The sequence below is a fragment of the Sinorhizobium fredii NGR234 genome (assembly GCF_000018545.1).
Taxonomy (GTDB): Bacteria; Pseudomonadota; Alphaproteobacteria; order Rhizobiales; family Rhizobiaceae; genus Sinorhizobium; species Sinorhizobium fredii_A.
Genome location: NC_012587.1, coordinates 2,378,864 through 2,397,503, shown reverse-complemented (window position 1 = coordinate 2,397,503; position 18,640 = coordinate 2,378,864). Strand labels below are relative to the sequence as shown.

Sequence of the window (18,640 nt, the reverse complement as noted above, 5' to 3'; positions counted from 1 at the left end):
GAACCGGCCGCTCAGGGTGACCAATCCGGACAGCACCTTCAAGAGCTACGCCTATGCGCTGCCGGATGCGAATGGCGGCAGCAGCAACGTGCTCCTGGACCGCACCCAGGTGATCGACGAAGAAGGCATGTCGACCTTCACGCATGTCTCGACCGGCGGCGACGTCACCGAGGTGGTGCAGCGCACCCCGACCGCCGCCGACGGCACCTATACGTCGCGCCGGCTCTATGGCGCCAGCTATGATGGGCTGCACCGCATGCTCAAGGTCATGGACGCGGCCGGCTCGACCTGGAGCTACAGCTACGACCTGATGGGCAACCGCCTCGTCGCCCACGATCCGGATCTCGGCAAGTGGCTCTATGTCTATGACGACGCCAGCCGGGTGATCCGCCAGACGGATGCGCGCGGCAAGGTGACGACGATCACCTATGACAAGCTCGGCCGGCCGGTGACGACGCGCGCCTACGACGATCTGGCGAATGCGTCGGCCGGCACCAACGGCATCCTGATTGCCCAGAACGGCTACGACAACACGGCGGAAGCCGGCTATTACAACAAGGGGCAGCTGACGAGTTCCGTAAACGGCGCCGCCTCGCAGCAGTTCGACTACAATGCCGACGGCCTGTTGCTGAAGAAGATTGTCACCATCGACGGTGTGCAGCATATCGAGCAGACCGGCTACGACAAGGGGCGGCTGCCGCTCTGGAAGGACTACGGTCCGGATGCCGAGGCGCTCGACGTCGGCACCAGCGCGAGCAAGTGGAGCTACAACCGCAAATCCCAGCTCTACGCCATCCCCGCCTATATCACCGCGATCGAATACGAGCCGGACGGCCAGACCGCGTCGATCACCTATGTCAATGGCGTAAAGACGACCTTCGCCTATTCGCCGCTGCGGCGCTGGCTCACAGCGTTCAACACCTCTCTCTACCCCACGGATGGTAGCCCCGTCGTCACCATCGTCAACGGCAGCTACGGCCGCGACAAGACCGGCCGCATCACTTCGATCAACGCCAGCGGCACGGTCAACGACTGGACCTACGACTACGACGGCTTCGGCCGGCTCTCGGGCGTCACCCATGCCGGCAATCCGGAATCGGCCTATTCCGAGGACTTCAGCTATTACACCAACGACAACCTGAGAACCCGCACACGGCTGACCGGCGGCTTCGTCTACCCGGCGGCCACCGCCGACCGGCCGCATGCGCCGCTCTCCCTGAACGGCGTCGCCTTCAGCTACGACGCCAACGGCAACCTGTTGTCGGACGGGGCGCGCAGCTTCACCTACGACCGCGCCAACCGCGTCTCGCAGGTCGTCAACGCCGGCGGTTCAACCGTGACGCTCGCCTATGGTCCCGACGGGGCGCGGGCGAAGAAGAGCTGGCCGCTCGGCACGACGCTCTATCCGGATGCCGGTGTCGAATGGGATCCGGCCGATCAGGTGTTCACCCGCTATCCGCACATGGACATCCGCGTCGTCGGCAAGACGAAATACTTCCTGCACCGCGACCACCTGTCGTCGGTCCGGGCCGTCACCGACAGCACCGGCGCCATCGTCGAGAGCACCCGCTACGCAGCCTTCGGCGAGCCCGCCAACAAGGCGATGGCGACGCAGAAGAACTATATCGGCGAGCGCTTCGATCCGGAAACCGGGCTGATGTACCTCAACGCCCGCTACATGGACCCGAGCTTCGGCCGCTTCATCTCACCGGATGACTGGAATCCGACGCTCGCGGGCGTCGGCACCAACCGCTACGCCTATGCCGCCAACGATCCGATAAACAAGTCAGATCCTAACGGCCATATCCCTGTCGATGAGATTTGGGACGCGCTAAGCTTGGTCTACGACTTGGGCAAGCTTGGCTATGGGGCCGCATTCGACGGTGAGATCTATCAAGAAGCAAGCGTCGATTTGGCAGTGGATGCGGCGGCCGCAGCCGTTCCCTATGTGCCCGCAGGCGCAAGCAAGGTCACCAGATTCTTTGGCAAATCGGCGACAAAGGTCGATCCGAATTGGACATCGAAGATTGCTGGAAACGTCCAGAAAACGACGGACGCCTGGCATGCGGCTAAGAGCAGCGAGATCGCAGAGGCGGCCGCCAAGAATCCGAATGTTGAGAAAGTGTATCTGAACAAATCCTATAACACGAGCTATGGTAGAAAAGGGATCGCGCGAGAGCGTGATGATGTGACTGTCGTCTATAAGGACGGTCGTGTCGATCACTACGAATGCGTATCTGCGTGCCAGAGAATAGAACATGCGGAGGTGAAACTGGCGAACAATCGAGCATCGGCTGGGTCACAGGGCGCGGACTTTGCGATAGATCATCCTTCTCGCAACCCTGACTCGGCACTTGGCGGCGGGAACGGTTACAGGGACACAAGCAGCCATGGTCGCGGTTCGTCCGGCGGCGGACTGTGGGGAGCGGTCAAGTCATTCTTCGGTTTTTGATGTCAATTGCGTGAGACGGTTTCATGAGTGATTTACGTGAACTGCCCTTTGTCGACACAATGATGACCACCATCGTGTTCTATGGGCTCGACAGAAAGTTACCTGTTCGGGAGGCGAAGGAACTCATCGAGAACATTTGTGCAATATTAGAAGAGAATCCATCGCATGCGCATGTTGGCATAGACGAAGGAAGGAAAAGCAGAGCGCCGAAGTTCAGCCTCCTCGACAAGGTCATAGCCGAAGGGAATTTCGACAATTACTCTTACTTCACTGCCGTGAACTACTTCGAAAAAGGCAATGTCCGTGATTGCAGCCTTGCTGTGGGTGTAACTGACTATTCGCCAGGGCGGCGTGTCCTAATTCACTACAAACGCGACCGGGAGCAACCCTTAGACGTTGACGCCATTCTTCAGGAAGTGCTGGGCTTTGTTTTCCCTCAGTATGGTATCATCTACGATCTGACGGTCCGCGAAGGACCAATTTGGTTTACGGACGGAGCAATAAGCTCGGGCATGTCGGAAGCAGTGGGAAAAGCGTCGGGTGAATTTAGGAACGAGTATTTCTTTGGCAAGAGCTTCTCAGATGGCTACTTCCGAGATGTGTTCAAATGGAACTACCTAAGCCCCGCTCATCTCGGCAAAATAATACACGGAGTTCGCTTTCAGGACTGGATTGAAGAGCCGCTGACGAAGAGAGGCTGGTTTGGAAAATCGAAGTCACGAGGTACGCTCTCACTTTTGAGCAACGGCGGAGCGGTCTGGGAACTGACCGCACCGGAAGCTGCCGAAGTCCGTCGATCGATGCTAAAGGCGGGCCTGCTAATGGTGAAAAGCTAAGGGAGATATGTTCCCACAACATGAATTGTGAACAAATTTGATACGACGCACGGGAAAGCGGTGCGTCTCGCATTCTTAATGCAACCTATCAAGCAGCCTCGCGATCTGTCAGGGCAGTGTTTTCAACGCAAAACACAAAGCTGTGGAAATATTTAGTCGTTTGGACAGTTTCGATCCCAGTAGACCCTTATCTCCTGTAAGACATTGAAAGCAAAGGTTGAGGGATTCCGGGGTGGGCAGGGTTCGATTTGTGCTTGGCATGGGGCTTGCCATGCTCGCCGGCTGCGCCTTGGAGAATAACGACGAGCGCTGGAATTCACTAATGGAAGGTGTTGGAAAACCAACGAATTCCAGCACCTACGGCTACCCAGCCTCCAAGGCGATCACCGGTGCGCGCCGCGCAAATTCCGCGCCGCGCGGATTTGCGCAGGTCGGCACGGGTGAGTTCACCGGAGAATCGCTCTCTGCAATCTCCGCTGGCAAGGCGGCGGACGGATCGGAGGGCTACACGATCAACCTGGTCGATGCGCCGGTCGCCCAGGCCGCCAAGAAGATCCTCGGCGACATCATGGGCTACAACTACCTCGTCGACCCGAAGGTCACCGGCAATATCACGCTGCAGACATCAAGCCCGATGTCGCGGCAGAGCCTGCTCGACATCCTCGAAGTGTCGCTCGCGACAAACGGCGCGGCGATCGTCAAGAAGGCCGATCGCTACGAGATCGTGCCGATCTCCGAGGCGACCGCCTCGAACGCCATCATCGGTCCGCGGGTGCCGATGAACGAGCCGGGTATGAAGGTGCAGGTGCTGCAGCTCAACTATATCGGCGCCGACGAGATGCGCGAGATCATCGAGCAGGTGAGCAAGAAGGGCGCGGTGCTGAGGACCGATCCGACCCGCAACTATATCGTCGTCGCCGGCAACAATGGCGAGCTTGCGGCGATCCGCGAGGCGATCTCGGTCTTCGACGTCGACTGGATGAAGGGCATGTCGACGGCGCTCTATCCGCTCAAGGCCTCGCAGCCACAGGAGCTGGTCAAGGAGCTCAATTCCGTCTTCGGCGTCGATGGCGGCCCGAATGCGAAGACGATCCGGTTCATCCCGAACACGCGGCTGAATGCCATCCTGGCGATCACCTCGCGGCCGAGCTACCTGCCGAGGGTCACTTCCTGGATCGCCAAGCTCGACAAGATCGCCGAGACGAACGAGGAGCAGCTCTTCGTCTACGAGATCCAGAACCGCCCGGCGGCCGAGCTTGCGAAAGTCCTGCAGAGCGTGCTGGCAACAGGCCAGGCCGGCGGCGGAACCGTCGTCCGGCAAAGCGTCGTTGCCCCTGATCTCGTCGCGGAGACCGTTGCCGCCGGCGGGGAAGGGGCTCCCATGGAAATGCCGCCCGAGGCCGCGGTCGAAGCGGCAAGCGCGCCGGTCAGTTCGGTTCCCTCCGTCGTTGCCGATATCGAGAACAACGCGTTGCTGATCTCGACCACCGCACGGGAATATCAGCGGATCGAACAGATCCTCCGCCAGCTCGACGTGCTGCCGACCCAGGTCTTCCTGGAAGCCGTGATCGCCGAAGTGAGTCTGAACGACGAACTCAAATTTGGCCTGCGCTGGTATTTCGAGCACAACAGCGACGCCTTCGGGCTATCGGATCTTGCATCGGGTGCCGTTGCGGCCACCTTCCCGGGCTTCAACTGGACGCATCTCGCCGGCGACGCCCAGATAGCGCTGCAGGCGCTCTCCAGCGTCACCAACGTCAAGGTGATTTCCTCGCCGAACCTGATGGTGATCAACAACCAGCAGGCGAAGCTCCAGGTCGGCGACCAGGTGCCGACGGTCACGCAGACGAGCACCAGCACGTCCTCCGCCGATGCGGCAATCGTCAACTCCGTCGAGCTCAAGGACACCGGAATCATTCTCGCGGTCACGCCGCGGATCAACAGTTCCGGCCGCGTCATGCTCGACATCCAGCAGGAGGTCAGCAACGTCGTCGAGACGACGACCTCGGGCATCGATTCTCCTACGATCCAGCAGCGCAAGATTTCCACCCGCGTCGTCGTCAACGACGGCGAGAGCCTGGCGCTCGGCGGCCTGATCCAGGAAAAGAAATCACTCGGCCAGAAGAAGATGCCGGTGCTCGGCGATATCCCCCTGTTCGGCAATGCCTTCAAGTCGAAGACCGACGGCATCAACCGCACCGAGCTGATCATCTTCATTCGGCCGCGGATCGTGCGTGACGTGCAGGAAGCGCGGCAGGTGACCGACGAATTCCGCCAGCAATTCGATTTCGACCGCACCGACACGCCGGGCAGGCGCATGCAGCGCGACCTGGTCCGCGTCGCCAACTAGGGGAAAGGCATGGAGGCACTCGTCTTTGCCATCCTCATGGTTCAGCTCACGGTGATCGCGCTGATCGATGCGCGAAGGTCCATAATTCCCGATCTCTGCAACGTTCTTCTCGGGCTCACCGGCATCGCGGCACATTGGCTGCTCGGCAGCTTCGATGGGCTGCGGATCGTTTCAGGCGCGGTCGTCTTCGGGGGAACCTTCGCGCTGGCGCGCGCCGTGCATTTCCGCGCTCGCGGGCAGATCGGGTTGGGGCTTGGCGACGTTAAGATGGCCGCTGCGGCGGGATGCTGGATCACCATTGCGAGCTTTCCGCTGTTCCTCGCCGCCGCGAGCTTCAGCGCGCTCCTCTTCGTCCTCGCCATGCTGCCGGTCTGGAGGGGAGACCTGCGCACAAGAAGAGTGCCCTTCGGTCCGTTTCTCGCCCTGGGTCTTGCCGTGAGCTGGCTCGCTGAGGCGAGCTCGATATCTGTCCTGGAGATTTGAAATGCTCTTGCTGCCTGGCATCCGCAAAGCCCGTTCTTCCGATCGATGCGACGGTCGCACCGGCGACGACGGCAATGAGGCAGGCTTTACGCTCGTCGAGCTGCTTGTCGTCCTGGCGATCATCGGGTTGACGACCGCAATCGTTGCGCCGCGTGTCTTGAACTATCTCGGCACCGCGAAAGCCGACAGCGCCAAGATCCAGATCCGGAACCTTGAAAGCGCGCTCGAACTCTACTTCCTCGATCTCGGCGAATACCCGACGGCCGAACAGGGTTTGGCCGCGCTCTCGAACGCACCGCAGAATGCCAAGAATTGGAATGGCCCCTATCTGAAGAATGCAGCAGACCTCAAGGATCCGTGGGGCAACGGCTATCGCTATCAAGCCCCCGAGGGCGATCAGTCGTTCATAGTCGGTTCCCTGGGGCGCGACGGCAAGCCGGGAGGAGAGGGGGAGGACCGTGACTTTCCGTGAGCTTGCCCCGTCTCTCTATGGCGCCGCGCTGGGTCTCAAGGACTTCCTTGTCTGGTGGCGGAGCGAACTCCTGCACTCTTTTCCGCCTTTCCTGCGGTCGCGAATGCGCGAGCGAGTTAAGGCCGCGACGGTCGTAACTGTCACGCGAGATGGCTGCAAGCTCGGGGAAGAGGCTGACTTGATACCGCTACCGGAATTGGGTGAGAGGCTGAGGGCACTCCAGGCGGGCGGTGCGATTGGCCGGACCGGCCTCCGGGTTCATCTCGCGCCCGACCGCCGGCTTCGCCGCATGGTTTCCCCGCGGCGACTTCCAATTTCGGCGCTAAGGCGAGCAGCGGAACTCGACATCGAAACGCAGACGCCATTTAACAGAGGTGACGTCCAGATCCTCGCACCTGCCGATGAGGGCGCTGCTTCGGCCTATTACCTTGTTCGAAACAGTATTCTTGCCCAAATACACGAACAGTTGCGGGCGGCGAAGCTCGACGCGCAAGAGCTTTCGACCGAAGGTGAGGACGGTGCCATCGATCGCTTGACGATTGACCGCACGCCGCTTCGAGCAAGGCGGCGGGTTCGGCCGGACCAGTTCCTAATCGCGGCGACGCTTGCCGCGACCGCGGTGTTCCTGCTTCTTTCATGGCACCAGCTCCATTCCAAAGCGTCTGCGGCAAACAGCCGTCTGGATGGGGAAATCGCTCAAGCTGAAGCTGATGCCAGAAAGGCTCGTCGTGCGTATGATACGTTCCGGGCCAAGCTTTCCCAACTTGAAGCGTTGAAGGCGCAGAGACAAGCATCCACGCGCGTGACGACGATGTGGGAGGAACTGAGCGGGATCGTCCCCGACTCCAGCTACCTTACCAACCTTACGGTCAAGGCGAAGGTGGTCGAGATATCCGGCTTTTCGAAAGCGTCCTCCGAACTCATCCCGCTGATCGAAGGCAGTGATCTATTCGAAGCGGCGCAATTCGCCTCGCCTGTCGTGAAGGTCCCAGGTTTCGAGGGGGATCGATTCACCATTTCCTTCAGACAGAACGGAGCGAAGCCATGATGCTGAGGCTCGTCAACGCGCCGCCAAGGGTCCAGCGCGCGATCGCCTTGTGTATGCTCGTGTTTTGCGCTGTTGTGATGGCCCTTACCTTCGCTGTGGGTCTAAGCAGCATCGGAGAGAGCCTATCCGAAATAGAGGACAAACGCCGCCTTCTGGGCAGGCTTCAGGCCATCAGGTCAGCCGCGACAGTATTTCTCAAGGCCAATCCCATGCCCGCCACGGATGGCCATCAACTGTTCCTGGAAGGCGAGAATGAAGCTGTCATAACAGCGGGCCTGCAGGGATGGCTACAGGAACAGGCGGTGACCGCCGGCGCCCAAATCAATTCTGTCAGCAATGTTAGGATGGATGGAGACAACGGCATCGCTCTCCTGGGACTGCGGGTGAATGTCTCGGGATCCATGAATACGATCCATGCGGTGGTTGCAGCCATCGAGTTGAGCCAGCCCAGCCTGTTCATCAGAGAGATGGACATCCAATCCAACTATCAGGAAGCGTATGGTCTCGACACACCTCCCGAATTAAGCGCCACGATCCTGATGCTTGGCGCGACCGACGGCAAACCACAAGCAGCGGGGGCAGACAAATGAGGCGGGGTGCCCTGGCTGGCTGTATTACCACCTGTGCCCTCGGTGCAGTTCTGTACTCTTGGGCCTACCGGTTTGAGGTCGATCGATCCGCCCTGTCATATGACTTCGTGTTCGAGACGCCCAAGGCAGGAGCCGAAACAGCTGCGGCTTCTGGCGACAACACAGAAATTGCAGCAGCGATACAGTTCCAGCTTCGCCCGCTCTTCTCTCCGTCGAGGAGACCTGTGCAAATTGGAGACCCTGAGTCGCCGCCTGCGCCTGAACCGGTCGAACCGGTTCCTCCAGCGCCGGACGCCATGACGTCAAGGCTCAGGCTGCTCGGTACCGAGAAGGGGGGAGATGGTGGCACGGCGCTGATCGTTGACGAAGATACAGGGGCAAGCGACTGGGTGGCCGCGGGCGGCAGCATTGGCGGCTGGCGTGTTCTCGAAGTTCGCGCCGACGCAGTTCTGCTTACGAGTGATGGTCAGTCAACGCTTCCGGAAGGTGAGCCGGGCCTGAAGCTCACGCTTTATCCGGAATAGGTTGGCCGATGAAGAGCATTATTGCATTACTTCGCAATGGCGAGGCAGGTTTCGGGCTTATTTCCGTGCTTCTGTTCGTGCTGCTGATCTCGGCTGCGATCGCGCCGCTCGCGATCGCCGGCCGGGTGCAGACGCTCTCGGCGGCCTACACCCATGAACGCCGGGAGTTCGAAGTCCTAGCGGAGGGCTTGGCGCGTACGATCTTCATATTGAATGTCAACGAGAAACCGCTGGTGCGTTGGCAAAGATGCGAGACCGAGCGCTACGTGTTCTACCTGGATGTTCAGGATCAAAGGGGCCTCGTGGATCTGAACAGCGCGAGCCTGCAACTCCTGCAGTTCGGGTTTCGTGCCGTCGGTCTGAACGAGGCCGGTGCGATCGCGGCAACAACTGTCGCGGAACGGTATCGCAGCCCGAGCGGTGGAGGCGTCGCCGACGGCTCTGCCGTCGACCTCAAGCATGCGCCTTTCGAGGATGTCAGCGAGCTTGCCGATATTTCCGGTGCCGAGACCATATCGACGGGCCGAATTCCTCGGATCTTCACGGTCTTCAACCAGACGGACACGGTTGCTTCGAGACATGTGGACAGCCAACTCCGTCAGGTCATCGAGGCGGGCAGAGGCTCGGAATTTCTGGCGGAAAACGGCGACTCGTCGGTGTCGGAAGTGAGCATCGCGCGTGTCAGGAAAGGGCGGCCAAGCGGCTTCATGTTCAGGGCGATGATGGAGCGCGCGGGTGAGGAAGGTGACGGCGCGCGGATGCTGCGACGCAGCTTGAGCGTCGTGGATGAAGGCGATCTGGGGGTGCCTCTGTCGGGGAATGCGCCTTGTGGCGGCGTGGCCGAACCGTTGATACGGAGCTACGACCCATGACCGGTTTGGGCATTGCTTCGACGGCGTCGTTTATCACTTTCCTGCAGGACAAAGGGAGGTGGTCCGACGAGGCCGCCCAGCGTGTTCGCGCTGCGCTCGCGACCTCTTATCTGCCGTTCGACGTCGTCGTCACGGAACTGGGTATTTCGCGCGACGAAGACCTCGCCGGATGGCTCAGCGAGTACCTCGTCGTTCCGCGCGTGCCAATGCCCGAAGCGGATGTCTTGTCGCGCAGCTTCGAAGGCTTCGACACCAGCTTCGGCCGTACGCAGGGCGTGATGCCGATCGGCCGCGACGGTGAGGACCAAGTCGTCGCACTGGCCAACCCGTTGGATGAAACGGTCGTGGCGTTGCTGGAATATTTCTTCGATGCGAAGCTGCAGATAAGGGTATTCTCGCGGCGGGAGATCGCCTCGGCGATAGACTCCCTGGCATCGCTCGAAAGCAGCTCGTCCGCCGTTGCTTCCTCGAATGGCTATCAAGCGTTCGAGGAAGATGCGGATCGGTTGCGTGACATCGCCTTGGAAGCGCCGATCATCAATTTGGTCTCTGCCATCGCGCAAAGCGGTTTCGATAGCGGTGCCACGGATATCCACATCGAACCGTCCCAGGATCGCATCCGGATTAGGTTTCGCCGTGACGGCCTTCTTTCCAACAGCGAGTTTGTGCCGCGGTCGACGCTTGCGGGGATCGCTACACGCATCAAGATTCTGGCGGGCTTGAATATCGTCGAGCGTCGGTTGCCCCAAGATGGTCGCATGAGGCTGGCGCTCAGGGGCAACGAGGTCGATTTCCGTGTGTCGATCATTCCCAGTGTGCACGGAGAAACCATCGTCCTGCGACTTTTGCACGCCCAGGTGCCTTCGCTGGATCTGGCGACGCTCGGTTTCGATCCCCCCGCCCGCGACACGATCGCGGATATTGCCCGCTCTCCAAACGGCGTGTTGATCGTTACCGGGCCGACTGGCAGCGGCAAGACGACCACCCTTTATTCGCTTGTCAAAGACCTGAACAAGGAGGGCGTCAAGATCTTCACGATCGAGGATCCGGTCGAATACCAGATGGAAGGTGTCACCCAGCTCCAGGTCAATGCGGCAGTCGATCTGGATTTTGCGCGCGCACTGCGCTCCGTCTTGCGACAAGACCCTGACATCATCCTGGTCGGCGAAATTCGTGACCGGGAGACGGCGCAGATCGCTATCCAGGCGGCACTCACCGGCCATCTGGTCCTGACAACGCTGCACACAAACGATGCCGCCGGCGCGGTCACAAGATTGCGGGACATGGGTATCGAGGGATACCTGATATCGGCAACGCTGCGCGGAGTCATCGCACAGCGTCTTGTCCGTGTTCTTTGCTCCTGTGCCCAGGGTCGAAGCCGGGGCCACGCTGAAGCCGCATGTCCAGGCTGCAGTGGACAGGGTTATTCAGGTCGCCGCGCGATCTACGAGGTCCTGCGGATGGGACCGACTCTTGCTACAGCGCTGCAACGGGGTGCCTCCGAAGCCGACGTCGAACAGCAAGCGATCGACGACGGCATGATTCCCATCAAAACCTGCGCAGCGCGTCTGATTCGTGACGGAGTGACGGACCAGAAGGAAATCGCGCGCGTCCTCAATACGGATGTCTCATGACCACATTCGTATACCGTGGATATACCGCAAATGGGACCGAGACGTCGGGAACAGTAGAAGCGGCCGACAAGCAGGAGGCCATGCGCCTCGTTCTGAAGAGCGGTTGCCGACCACTGTCACTCGAAGTTGCGGCGGCAAGAAGCCAGTTTTTTCATCGGGATTGGTCGCTTCGGCCCGCTTTCAGGTCCATCGATTTCGGCCGGTTCTTTTCCGAACTGCAGATCTTGCTGGAGGCGGGCTTTACGATAGACGCAGCGCTGAAGACCGTTGTCGACGACCGCGAGATGGCGGCAGGCCGTGAGGAGCTCTCAAACCTCGTCGCAGCGGTGATGGCGGGTGGATCGTTCTCCAGTGCCTTTGCCCACATGCAGAACGCCCCACCCGAAGTGACGGCTTTGCTTCTAAGCGGCGAGCAGGCGGGGCGCCTGGAACAAGTCGTCGCATCTCTCGCCCAAAGCTTCGAAGATCAGAAGGCGCGTCGCGCCGAGGCAATCGAAACGCTTCTCTACCCTGCCTTTCTGCTCGCGGTGATGCTGTTTTCGATCGGCGTAATTATGTTCGTCCTAGTGCCGGCGATAGAGCCTGTCTTCGAGGGGGCGGAACATGCACGTCCGATGCTGATCTCCGTACTTTCAGCAGTCCGACGCGTGCTGGTCGACTGGGCTAGGCTTATACTGCCAATCTGTGTCTTCGCACTTGCCGCGGCTATAGGCGCCTATAGGACCTCTCCTGGACGCCGAGCATTATCCAACCTACTGCTGCACATGCCGATTGCCGGAAGGATGGCTCGGGCCGAGGCGAGCGCGCGCTACCTGCAGGTCCTCGCGACGCTGACGGGAAACGGAGTCGGCGTCAAGAAGGCCCTGGAACTCGCGGCACAGGCTTGCCCTCTCGCAGCCTATGCCGAGCCCCTGCTCGCAGTCAGGGATCGGGTGGTCAGTGGCACCTCGCTACGACAGGCCATTGAAGCCTCAGGTCTCTTTGAACAGTCCACCTTGTCATTGATCAAGGTAGGTGATGAATCCAACAAGCTTCCCGAAGCGCTGAAGCGCGCGGCGTACTTGCTGGAACGAAAGGCGAGAGAGGCGCGGCGCCGTCTATTCGCGATGCTGACACCGACGTTGACGATCACGATGGGCGCGCTGGTGGGAGGTGTTGTGATTTCCGTTATGACCGCGCTGCTCAGCATCAACAATCTGGCGGCGCAATGATGGACCCCGTGGCCGATACCCGACGAGGCACAGCCGGTTATACGCTGCTTGAGATGCTCGTTGTTCTGGCGGTCATCGCCACTGCCACCGGCATCTCATTCCTCGGCGTCGGCGTTCTGCGCGGGGTGAACTCGCCTGAGGTTTTCGCTCATAAGATCGGTCGGAGTCTCGTGGCGCTGCGTTTCAGGGCGCTAAATTCCGGGCGAGCCCAATCGGCACGCTTCGATATGCAGGATAAGAGGGTGATTATTGCCGCGAATAATTCCGAGGTGATCCTGCCCGCCGAATACTCATTCGTCGTGACCGCTGGACAGGAGGCCGGTACTGGCGACGCGGTCTCGAGCATCACCTTTCTTCCGGACGGCTCTTCCTCCGGAGCCGAGATCAGCATCGCCAATGCTCACGGAGAGTGGGCCAAGCTGCGCGTCAATTGGCTGACTGGGCTTGTCGAGTATGCCGATGACTCCCAGAATTGATCGAGACGAGGGGTTCACTCTCCTTGAGATGCTGATCGCGTTCCTGATCTTGTCGACGGCTCTCGTGGTCGCCAATCAGAGCGTTTCGACCGCAGTCAGAGTATTCTCCACGACCAGGGAAATTGGGATGGCGGACCGATTGGTCAGCGCGATTCTTATTGAGCATCTCGACAAGCGCGGCACGATCATCGGAGAGGAGGCTGGCCGCACCCCCGAAGGTTATGCCTGGCGGATAAGCCGAACACTTCTATCCGGCGGGGCGATCGATGGGCAAGTGGTTCGCGCGTCGCTGAGCGTCGTTAACCCGCAGGGAAAGCTCATTCGCACTTACGTTACATACTTCGCGGTAGCAAAGCGCGAGGAGTCTGATGTTGACCATTGACCGGCGGTGCGGGGTTGCCTCCGGAGCGAACATTTCGGCCTCGTCGCCTGGGCCGCTGAGTTCAGGCGCTAGGGACGGATATACCCTGATCGAGGTACTCGTCGTGCTGGCTATCGCTTCTGTCATGGCCGCCATGATGATCGGTGGCGCGCGTCAGCTACAAGGTCTGTTGCGGCTCGGCGAAAGGTCCGCTTCCCAGTCAGTCGCCGAGGGGGTTGCTGATCGCGTAGCGGACGAGTTAGCCGGTGCACTGGAACTGCCGTTGCTGGGGGCAGCCTCAGCCGAGCCCGTCTCGTTGGCGGGCTCGGGAAATGAAGTTCGCTTTACTGCCGTGGTGCGCACAGGCTTCCTTTCACGGGCGCTCAGAGAGGTAGACTTCAGTATGGAATCACCCGCTGGTCGAGGCACGCTGGTCCGAACGTCGCTGCCGCGTCGGTTGGGACAGGACGGGCGGAATAAAAATGAAGAAAAGCTCGTGCTGCACCCAGAAATCACCGGGATTACCTTTCAGTACATGATGATGGATGCAGGTGGTAACGCGGTTTGGATGGATGACTGGACCGGGCGCCCCCATTTACCAGTCGCCATTCGCTTTCAGGTCGAGCTTTCCACAAAAGGCGAACAGTTCAGAGCGTCCAGAACGATCGGTATGTCGAGGTGAAGCATTGCGGTCGGGGAAGAGGGATTCGGCTGTATTGGGGTGGCGAGACGACTGTGTGCCAGCTTATTGGCGCGAGGTGCTCCGTCTTCTTTTTGAGGACGCCCAGCCGCAGGGGCGTCGAACGTCTAAGATGTGCGGCATCGAGACACACACTTCGCGGCTTTCAATGGCCGCTTCGGCTCGACCCCTGCCATTCCGAAAGGCTCTCGAAGACGCGGGTGCCGGCGAACCTTTACGGCCAAGGAACTGCAGGCGGCGTGAAGCGCATCAGCGTCCGTGGTGCTTTGCTCGGACTGCTCTTGCAAGGGCTCATGCGGACGTCACGCGAGGTCAATGAATACGGTATCTTGGCGTATCCCCCGAGCAACGGCATCATATGTCTTTGATGTAAAAAGAGATTAGCCGATCGCGTCCAAGGCGATCGGCTCCATGTATCGAGACGCGGCCTCAGTCGAACAGGCTCGAAACCGATTCTTCCTGGCTGGTGCGGCTGATGGCTTCGCCGATCAGGCCGGCGGTCGAGATGACGCGGATGTTGTGGGCCGATTGCACCGCGGTGGTCGGCTGGATGGAATCCGTGATCACCAGTTCCTTCAGCATCGAGGAGGTAACGCGGGCGCATGCGCCGCCGGAGAGCACGCCGTGGGTGATGTAGGCGGTGACGCTGGTAGCGCCGTTCTTGAGCAGCGCCTCGGCGGCGTTGCAGAGCGTGCCGCCGGAATCGACGATGTCGTCGATCAGGATGCAATCCTTGCCGTGGACGTCACCAATGACGTTCATGACCTCCGATTCACCGGGGCGATCGCGACGCTTGTCGACGATCGCCAGCAGACAGTCGAGCCGCTTGGCAAGCGCCCGGGCACGCACGACGCCGCCGACGTCCGGCGAAACGACCGTGACGTTCTTAAGGTCGTAGTGCTCCTTGACGTCGCGCGCCAGGATCGGAACCGCATAGAGATTGTCGGTCGGGATATCGAAGAAGCCCTGGATCTGGCCGGCATGGAGATCGAGGGTGAGGACGCGGTCGGCGCCGGCTTCGGTGATGAGGTTGGCGACCAGCTTGGCGGAGATCGGGGTGCGGGGTCCGGGCTTGCGGTCCTGCCGGGCATAGCCGAAATAGGGAAGCACGGCGGTGATGCGGCGGGCGGAGGAGCGGCGGACCGCGTCGATCATGATGAGAAGTTCCATCAGATGATCGTTGGTCGGGAAGGAGGTCGACTGGACGATGAACACATCCTCGCCGCGCACGTTCTCGCCGATCTCGACGAAGATCTCCTGGTCGGCGAAGCGCCGCACCGTGGCTTTGCCGAGCGGCAGGTTGAGATAGTTGCAGATCGCTTCGGCCAGCAGCCGGTTCGAATTGCCTGCGAAAACCTTCATAGACGGTCCGCCTTGAGCTGGCGCGGCCACCGTCCGGTCCAGTCCGGGATTGTCCGCGCAAATTCCCTGAGCCATTCCGATCGCGGGCAATCGCTGCGATGGCCGCTGTCAGAGCTGATCGGCCGCTTTTTAGCGTCCTTGAAGGTGAATGCAAGGGGATTGCTGCGCCGCAGCGCCTATTATCCTAAAAACTTTGCGTCAACCGCGCTGGGACTGGCGCCATTCGAGGTAGGCGTCGATCGTCTTCTCGGCGATCGCCTGCATCGTCTGCGGCGGGATGGCGCTCCAGGGTTCAGCGGCGCTGCCTTCCACCGTGTCCTGCCCCTGGATGCGGTGCAGGCGGTTGCCGCTGCCGTCGAGAACGTCCCAGACGTAGACGACCGTCGTCTTGCCGTCGTCGTTGAGCGCCGAAAAATAGCCCTTGAGGATATGGTCGCTCGACGTGTCGGCGGAGCTCTTGATGGTGATGCCCTGCGCCCGGGCCGAGGCGCCGAGCTGCTTCGAGAGGGGCGTTACGGCCTGAACCGGAGCGCCGATGATCGGCAGGAAGCGGATGCCGCCGGCACCCGTGGCCGCCGGCGCCGGCGAAGCGGCGGCCTGCCGCGTCTCCTGCGGTTCGCTCGCGACTTCGGTCTGCGCCGGCTGCTCGGCGCCTTCTTCCCCTGGCGGCGCGATACGTCTTGCCTGCGCCGGTGGATTTTCTGCCTGCGGCGGTGGATTTTCTGCCTGCGGCGGTGGATTTTCTGCCTGCGGCGGCTGGGGCTGCATGGTCTGCACCGGTGCAACGCCCTCGGCGAGGCGGTTTGCCTGGCCCTCGAGCGTCCCGGCGGGATCCGTGTAGTCGGTGTGACCAGTTGCGTATTGCGTTGGCGGACCGGAAACATTCGGTTGCGCCGAGAAGGCTGCCGTGCGGCTTGCCGGCACGCTTTCCACCGGCATCACGGCGGTCTGCGCGGACATGGCGTCGAGATCCGACTGCGTCACCGGTGGCGAGCGGAAGGTTCCGCCGCCCACGTCCACTTGCGGGATCAGGGCGTCCGTGGTGTTGCAGCCGGCAATGGCTGCGGCAAGACCAAGGCTTGCGATAGGCATGATCTGCTTTCGCATCGTTCCCACCGTCTGGCTCGAACTGGTCGGCGCGGTGTGCGGCCGGAAAGCCGGCTGCCGCACTTCCTCTCGTTTCTCGCCGGAAGCATAGGACGATTTCCTTACGCAGATATGAAGTCCAGCCCGTAGCGCGACAGCGGCCGCGGGCTGTCGTCGGTCGTGAGGTAGGTCTGGCCGAGCGTCATCGCCGTCCCGCTGTCGGAATCCATGATGATCATGTGCACGAAGAGCGACATGTCCGGCTCTATCTCCTGCGGATTGCCGACATGGAACATCTGGTGCTCCATCCAGGAGGGCGAGAAGCGGGCGCCGAGCGAATAACCGCAGGCATTCAGGCGATGGCGGGCGAGGCCGCGCTCGTCCATGATCCTCGAATGGACATCGAAGACCGTGCCGAAGGTATTGCCGGGCCGCAGCACCATCTCGATTGCCTGGATCGTCTCGCGGCAGGCGCTGTAAAGTTCGCGGTGTCGGTTGGTGGGTTCGCCGATCACGATCGTGCGCATCATCGCCGCGTGATAATGGGCGCTGACGCCGGCCCATTCGAGGGTGAGCTGGTCATTGGCGTCGAGCACGCGCCGGCCGGCCTTGTACCGGCAGAGCAGCGCATCGGCGCCGGAACCGATGATGAATTCGTTGGCCGGATAGTCGCCGCCGCCGGCAAAGACGGCGCCCTGCATGGCCGCGAGGATATCGGCCTCGCTGCCGCCCGGACGGATCAGCGGCAAGGCGGCGTCGAGCGCATCGTCGGCAAGGCTCGCGGCCTTCTCGACATGGGCGATTTCCGACGCGCTCTTGATGAGGCGCAGACGGCTGACGAGCATCGAGACGTCGACCAGTTCACCGAAGGTCGAGAGCTGATTGTCGACGAGGCGCGCCGTCTTGCCGGTCATGCCATGCGTATCGTACTCGATGCCGATGCGGCAACCGAGCAGGTCGAGCTCGCTCAAGAGGTTCTTGAGGTCCATGGCGGGATCGGCGTTGACGCGATCCACCCAGATCTCGATGCGCTCGATGTTGGATGTGTGGCGCGCCTGGCGCAGGTCGGCCGAACGGGTAAGCAGAACCATCGAGCCGTCCCGCTTGACGACGAGCGTCTGGAAGAAGCAGTAGCCGAAGGTATCGTAGCCGGTCAGCCAGTACAAGCTCTCCTGCGCGAAGAGGAGGACGGCATCGAGCCTTTCTTCCTGCATCCTGGCCGTCAGCCGTGCCAGGCGCGATGCATATTCCTCTTCGGCGAAGTGAAGCGCCATCTCAAGCCTCCCGTATGCAAATTGCGGATATCTGCCGCCCGTAGTCGGCCTCCTGCCGATGCGTGGTGCGGCGATAGGAGAAGAAGCGGTCCTCGTCGGCATAGGTGCAGATATCGAGGTTTTCCGCCGCCACGCCAGCGCCCTTCAGCCGCCGGACCGTCAGCCCGGGCAGGTCGAACATCGCATGGCCGTTGCGGCCGGACGGGCTGAAGAAGGATGCATAGCTGTCGTCGGCCGCCAGGAAGCGTTCGACGAACTCCGGGCCGACTTCGTAGTGCTGACGGCTGATCGATGGTCCGAGACAGGCGACAATGCGCTCCCGGCGCGCGCCGAGCGAAACCATTGCGTCGATCGTGCTTTCCAGTACACCGCCGAGCGCTCCTTTCCAGCCGGCATGGGCGGCGCCGATGACGCGCGCCTGCGGGTCGGCGAAGAGCACCGGGCCGCAATCGGCCGACAGCACGCCGAGCACGATGCCGGGCGTCGCCGTCACCAGCGCATCGGCGTCCGGTCGTGCACCGTCGTAGTTGCCGTCGACGACGATCGCATCCGGGGAATGAATCTGATGAACCGTTGCAAGACGGCGAGGCTCGGCATTGAACCAGCGGGCGACCCGGGCGCGGTTCTCGCCGACGCGCTCGCGATCGTCATTGGAACCGAGGCCGACATTGAGGCCGCGATAGATGCCCTCGGAAACGCCGCCCCGACGGGTGAAATAGCCATGCGCGATCTCTGGCCCCGCCTCGGCGCCGAAGAGCGGGCTCTGCACGGGTGAAAGCGAGGCGTCGTCCTGCATTCGGTGTTCTCGCCCTTGAATTTACTTGGTTTCGTCGGATGGAGGGCGCGTCCGGCCCGATGATTTGCGGCTGATTTGCCGGGCGATGTTGGCCCGGGCGGCCAGGACTGTCA

18 protein-coding genes are annotated in these 18,640 nt (G+C 61.2%); 14 read left to right on the top strand and 4 right to left on the bottom strand.

Annotation, left to right across the window (positions count from 1 at the left end):
• Positions 1-16: 16 nt before the first annotated feature.
• The 14 genes from NGR_RS22725 to NGR_RS22660 all read left to right on the top strand — a co-directional run bounded on the left by NGR_RS22725 (position 17) and on the right by NGR_RS22660 (position 13,991).
• The gene (locus NGR_RS22725) at positions 17-2,452 is read left to right on the top strand and encodes an RHS repeat domain-containing protein (RefSeq protein ID WP_012708829.1); all 2,436 of its coding nucleotides are present in this window, start codon (positions 17-19) and stop codon (positions 2,450-2,452) included.
• 23 nt (positions 2,453-2,475) lie between these two features.
• Positions 2,476-3,288 carry a hypothetical protein gene (locus NGR_RS22720; protein WP_012708828.1) on the top strand — a complete coding sequence of 271 codons (813 nt, stop codon included), beginning with the start codon at positions 2,476-2,478 and terminating at the stop codon, positions 3,286-3,288.
• A gap of 232 nt (positions 3,289-3,520) precedes the next feature.
• Positions 3,521-5,638 carry a type II secretion system secretin GspD gene (gspD, locus tag NGR_RS22715; protein ID WP_164924417.1) on the top strand — a complete coding sequence of 706 codons (2,118 nt, stop codon included), beginning with the start codon at positions 3,521-3,523 and terminating at the stop codon, positions 5,636-5,638.
• A 9-nt stretch (positions 5,639-5,647) separates the two neighbouring features.
• Positions 5,648-6,121: a prepilin peptidase gene (locus tag NGR_RS22710; RefSeq protein WP_012708826.1), complete on the top strand. Its 474-nt coding sequence runs from the start codon at positions 5,648-5,650 to the stop codon at positions 6,119-6,121.
• A 1-nt stretch (position 6,122) separates the two neighbouring features.
• On the top strand, positions 6,123-6,593 hold the full coding sequence (gene gspG / locus NGR_RS22705; RefSeq protein WP_012708825.1) for a type II secretion system major pseudopilin GspG: 471 nt from the start codon (positions 6,123-6,125) through the stop codon (positions 6,591-6,593).
• Complete coding sequence (locus NGR_RS22700) at positions 6,580-7,641, top strand: PilN domain-containing protein (RefSeq protein ID WP_012708824.1); 1,062 nt, start codon at positions 6,580-6,582, stop codon at positions 7,639-7,641. The genes gspG and NGR_RS22700 overlap by 14 nt, the downstream gene beginning before the upstream one ends.
• Positions 7,638-8,231, top strand: coding sequence for a type II secretion system protein GspM (gspM, locus tag NGR_RS22695; RefSeq protein WP_012708823.1), 594 nt, complete (start codon positions 7,638-7,640; stop codon positions 8,229-8,231). Before NGR_RS22700 ends, gspM begins: the two co-directional genes overlap by 4 nt.
• A 296-nt stretch (positions 8,232-8,527) precedes the next feature.
• Positions 8,528-8,755 carry a hypothetical protein gene (locus tag NGR_RS33255; RefSeq protein ID WP_240545167.1) on the top strand — a complete coding sequence of 76 codons (228 nt, stop codon included), beginning with the start codon at positions 8,528-8,530 and terminating at the stop codon, positions 8,753-8,755.
• Positions 8,756-8,832: 77 nt separating this feature from the next.
• On the top strand, positions 8,833-9,627 hold the full coding sequence (locus NGR_RS22685) for a general secretion pathway protein GspK (protein WP_240545166.1): 795 nt from the start codon (positions 8,833-8,835) through the stop codon (positions 9,625-9,627).
• A complete protein-coding gene (locus NGR_RS22680; RefSeq protein ID WP_012708820.1) occupies positions 9,624-11,261 on the top strand; it encodes a GspE/PulE family protein in 1,638 nt (545 codons plus the stop codon). Before NGR_RS22685 ends, NGR_RS22680 begins: the two co-directional genes overlap by 4 nt.
• Complete coding sequence (locus tag NGR_RS22675; protein WP_012708819.1) at positions 11,258-12,472, top strand: type II secretion system F family protein; 1,215 nt, start codon at positions 11,258-11,260, stop codon at positions 12,470-12,472. Before NGR_RS22680 ends, NGR_RS22675 begins: the two co-directional genes overlap by 4 nt.
• On the top strand, positions 12,469-12,948 hold the full coding sequence (locus NGR_RS22670; protein WP_012708818.1) for a prepilin-type N-terminal cleavage/methylation domain-containing protein: 480 nt from the start codon (positions 12,469-12,471) through the stop codon (positions 12,946-12,948). The genes NGR_RS22675 and NGR_RS22670 overlap by 4 nt, the downstream gene beginning before the upstream one ends.
• Positions 12,926-13,330, top strand: a complete 405-nt coding sequence (locus NGR_RS22665) for a type IV pilus modification PilV family protein (protein ID WP_348774929.1) — start codon at positions 12,926-12,928, stop codon at positions 13,328-13,330. The genes NGR_RS22670 and NGR_RS22665 overlap by 23 nt, the downstream gene beginning before the upstream one ends.
• Positions 13,317-13,991: a prepilin-type N-terminal cleavage/methylation domain-containing protein gene (locus tag NGR_RS22660; protein WP_012708816.1), complete on the top strand. Its 675-nt coding sequence runs from the start codon at positions 13,317-13,319 to the stop codon at positions 13,989-13,991. The genes NGR_RS22665 and NGR_RS22660 overlap by 14 nt, the downstream gene beginning before the upstream one ends.
• A gap of 447 nt (positions 13,992-14,438) precedes the next feature.
• On the opposite strand, the gene NGR_RS22655 is transcribed toward NGR_RS22660, so the two are convergent.
• The 4 genes from NGR_RS22655 to pgeF form a co-directional block, all read right to left on the bottom strand.
• A complete protein-coding gene (locus NGR_RS22655) occupies positions 14,439-15,371 on the bottom strand; it encodes a ribose-phosphate pyrophosphokinase (protein ID WP_164924415.1) in 933 nt (310 codons plus the stop codon).
• 198 nt (positions 15,372-15,569) lie between these two features.
• Positions 15,570-16,478 (bottom strand): hypothetical protein, encoded by a 909-nt coding sequence (locus tag NGR_RS22650; RefSeq protein ID WP_012708813.1) that lies wholly within the window; start codon positions 16,476-16,478, stop codon positions 15,570-15,572.
• Positions 16,479-16,579: 101 nt separating this feature from the next.
• Positions 16,580-17,731: a M24 family metallopeptidase gene (locus tag NGR_RS22645; RefSeq protein WP_012708812.1), complete on the bottom strand. Its 1,152-nt coding sequence runs from the start codon at positions 17,729-17,731 to the stop codon at positions 16,580-16,582.
• A 1-nt stretch (position 17,732) separates the two neighbouring features.
• A complete protein-coding gene (gene pgeF / locus NGR_RS22640; RefSeq protein WP_012708811.1) occupies positions 17,733-18,527 on the bottom strand; it encodes a peptidoglycan editing factor PgeF in 795 nt (264 codons plus the stop codon).
• Between the last annotated feature and the right edge of the window lie 113 nt (positions 18,528-18,640).

Excerpts from the sequence above, each read along its gene's own strand:
- NGR_RS22720 (WP_012708828.1), top strand. The coding sequence starts at position 2,476 with ATGAGTGATTTACGTGAACTGCCCTTTGTCGACACAATGATGACCACC.
- NGR_RS22710 (WP_012708826.1), top strand. The coding sequence starts at position 5,648 with ATGGAGGCACTCGTCTTTGCCATCCTCATGGTTCAGCTCACGGTGATC.
- gspG (WP_012708825.1), top strand. The coding sequence starts at position 6,123 with ATGCTCTTGCTGCCTGGCATCCGCAAAGCCCGTTCTTCCGATCGATGC.
- gspM (WP_012708823.1), top strand. The coding sequence starts at position 7,638 with ATGATGCTGAGGCTCGTCAACGCGCCGCCAAGGGTCCAGCGCGCGATC.
- NGR_RS33255 (WP_240545167.1), top strand. The coding sequence starts at position 8,528 with ATGACGTCAAGGCTCAGGCTGCTCGGTACCGAGAAGGGGGGAGATGGT.
- NGR_RS22680 (WP_012708820.1), top strand. The coding sequence starts at position 9,624 with ATGACCGGTTTGGGCATTGCTTCGACGGCGTCGTTTATCACTTTCCTG.
- NGR_RS22675 (WP_012708819.1), top strand. The coding sequence starts at position 11,258 with ATGACCACATTCGTATACCGTGGATATACCGCAAATGGGACCGAGACG.
- NGR_RS22670 (WP_012708818.1), top strand. The coding sequence starts at position 12,469 with ATGATGGACCCCGTGGCCGATACCCGACGAGGCACAGCCGGTTATACG.
- NGR_RS22665 (WP_348774929.1), top strand. The coding sequence starts at position 12,926 with ATGCCGATGACTCCCAGAATTGATCGAGACGAGGGGTTCACTCTCCTT.
- NGR_RS22660 (WP_012708816.1), top strand. The coding sequence starts at position 13,317 with ATGTTGACCATTGACCGGCGGTGCGGGGTTGCCTCCGGAGCGAACATT.
- NGR_RS22655 (WP_164924415.1), bottom strand. The coding sequence starts at position 15,371 with ATGAAGGTTTTCGCAGGCAATTCGAACCGGCTGCTGGCCGAAGCGATC.
- NGR_RS22650 (WP_012708813.1), bottom strand. The coding sequence starts at position 16,478 with ATGCGAAAGCAGATCATGCCTATCGCAAGCCTTGGTCTTGCCGCAGCC.
- NGR_RS22645 (WP_012708812.1), bottom strand. The coding sequence starts at position 17,731 with ATGGCGCTTCACTTCGCCGAAGAGGAATATGCATCGCGCCTGGCACGG.
- pgeF (WP_012708811.1), bottom strand. The coding sequence starts at position 18,527 with ATGCAGGACGACGCCTCGCTTTCACCCGTGCAGAGCCCGCTCTTCGGC.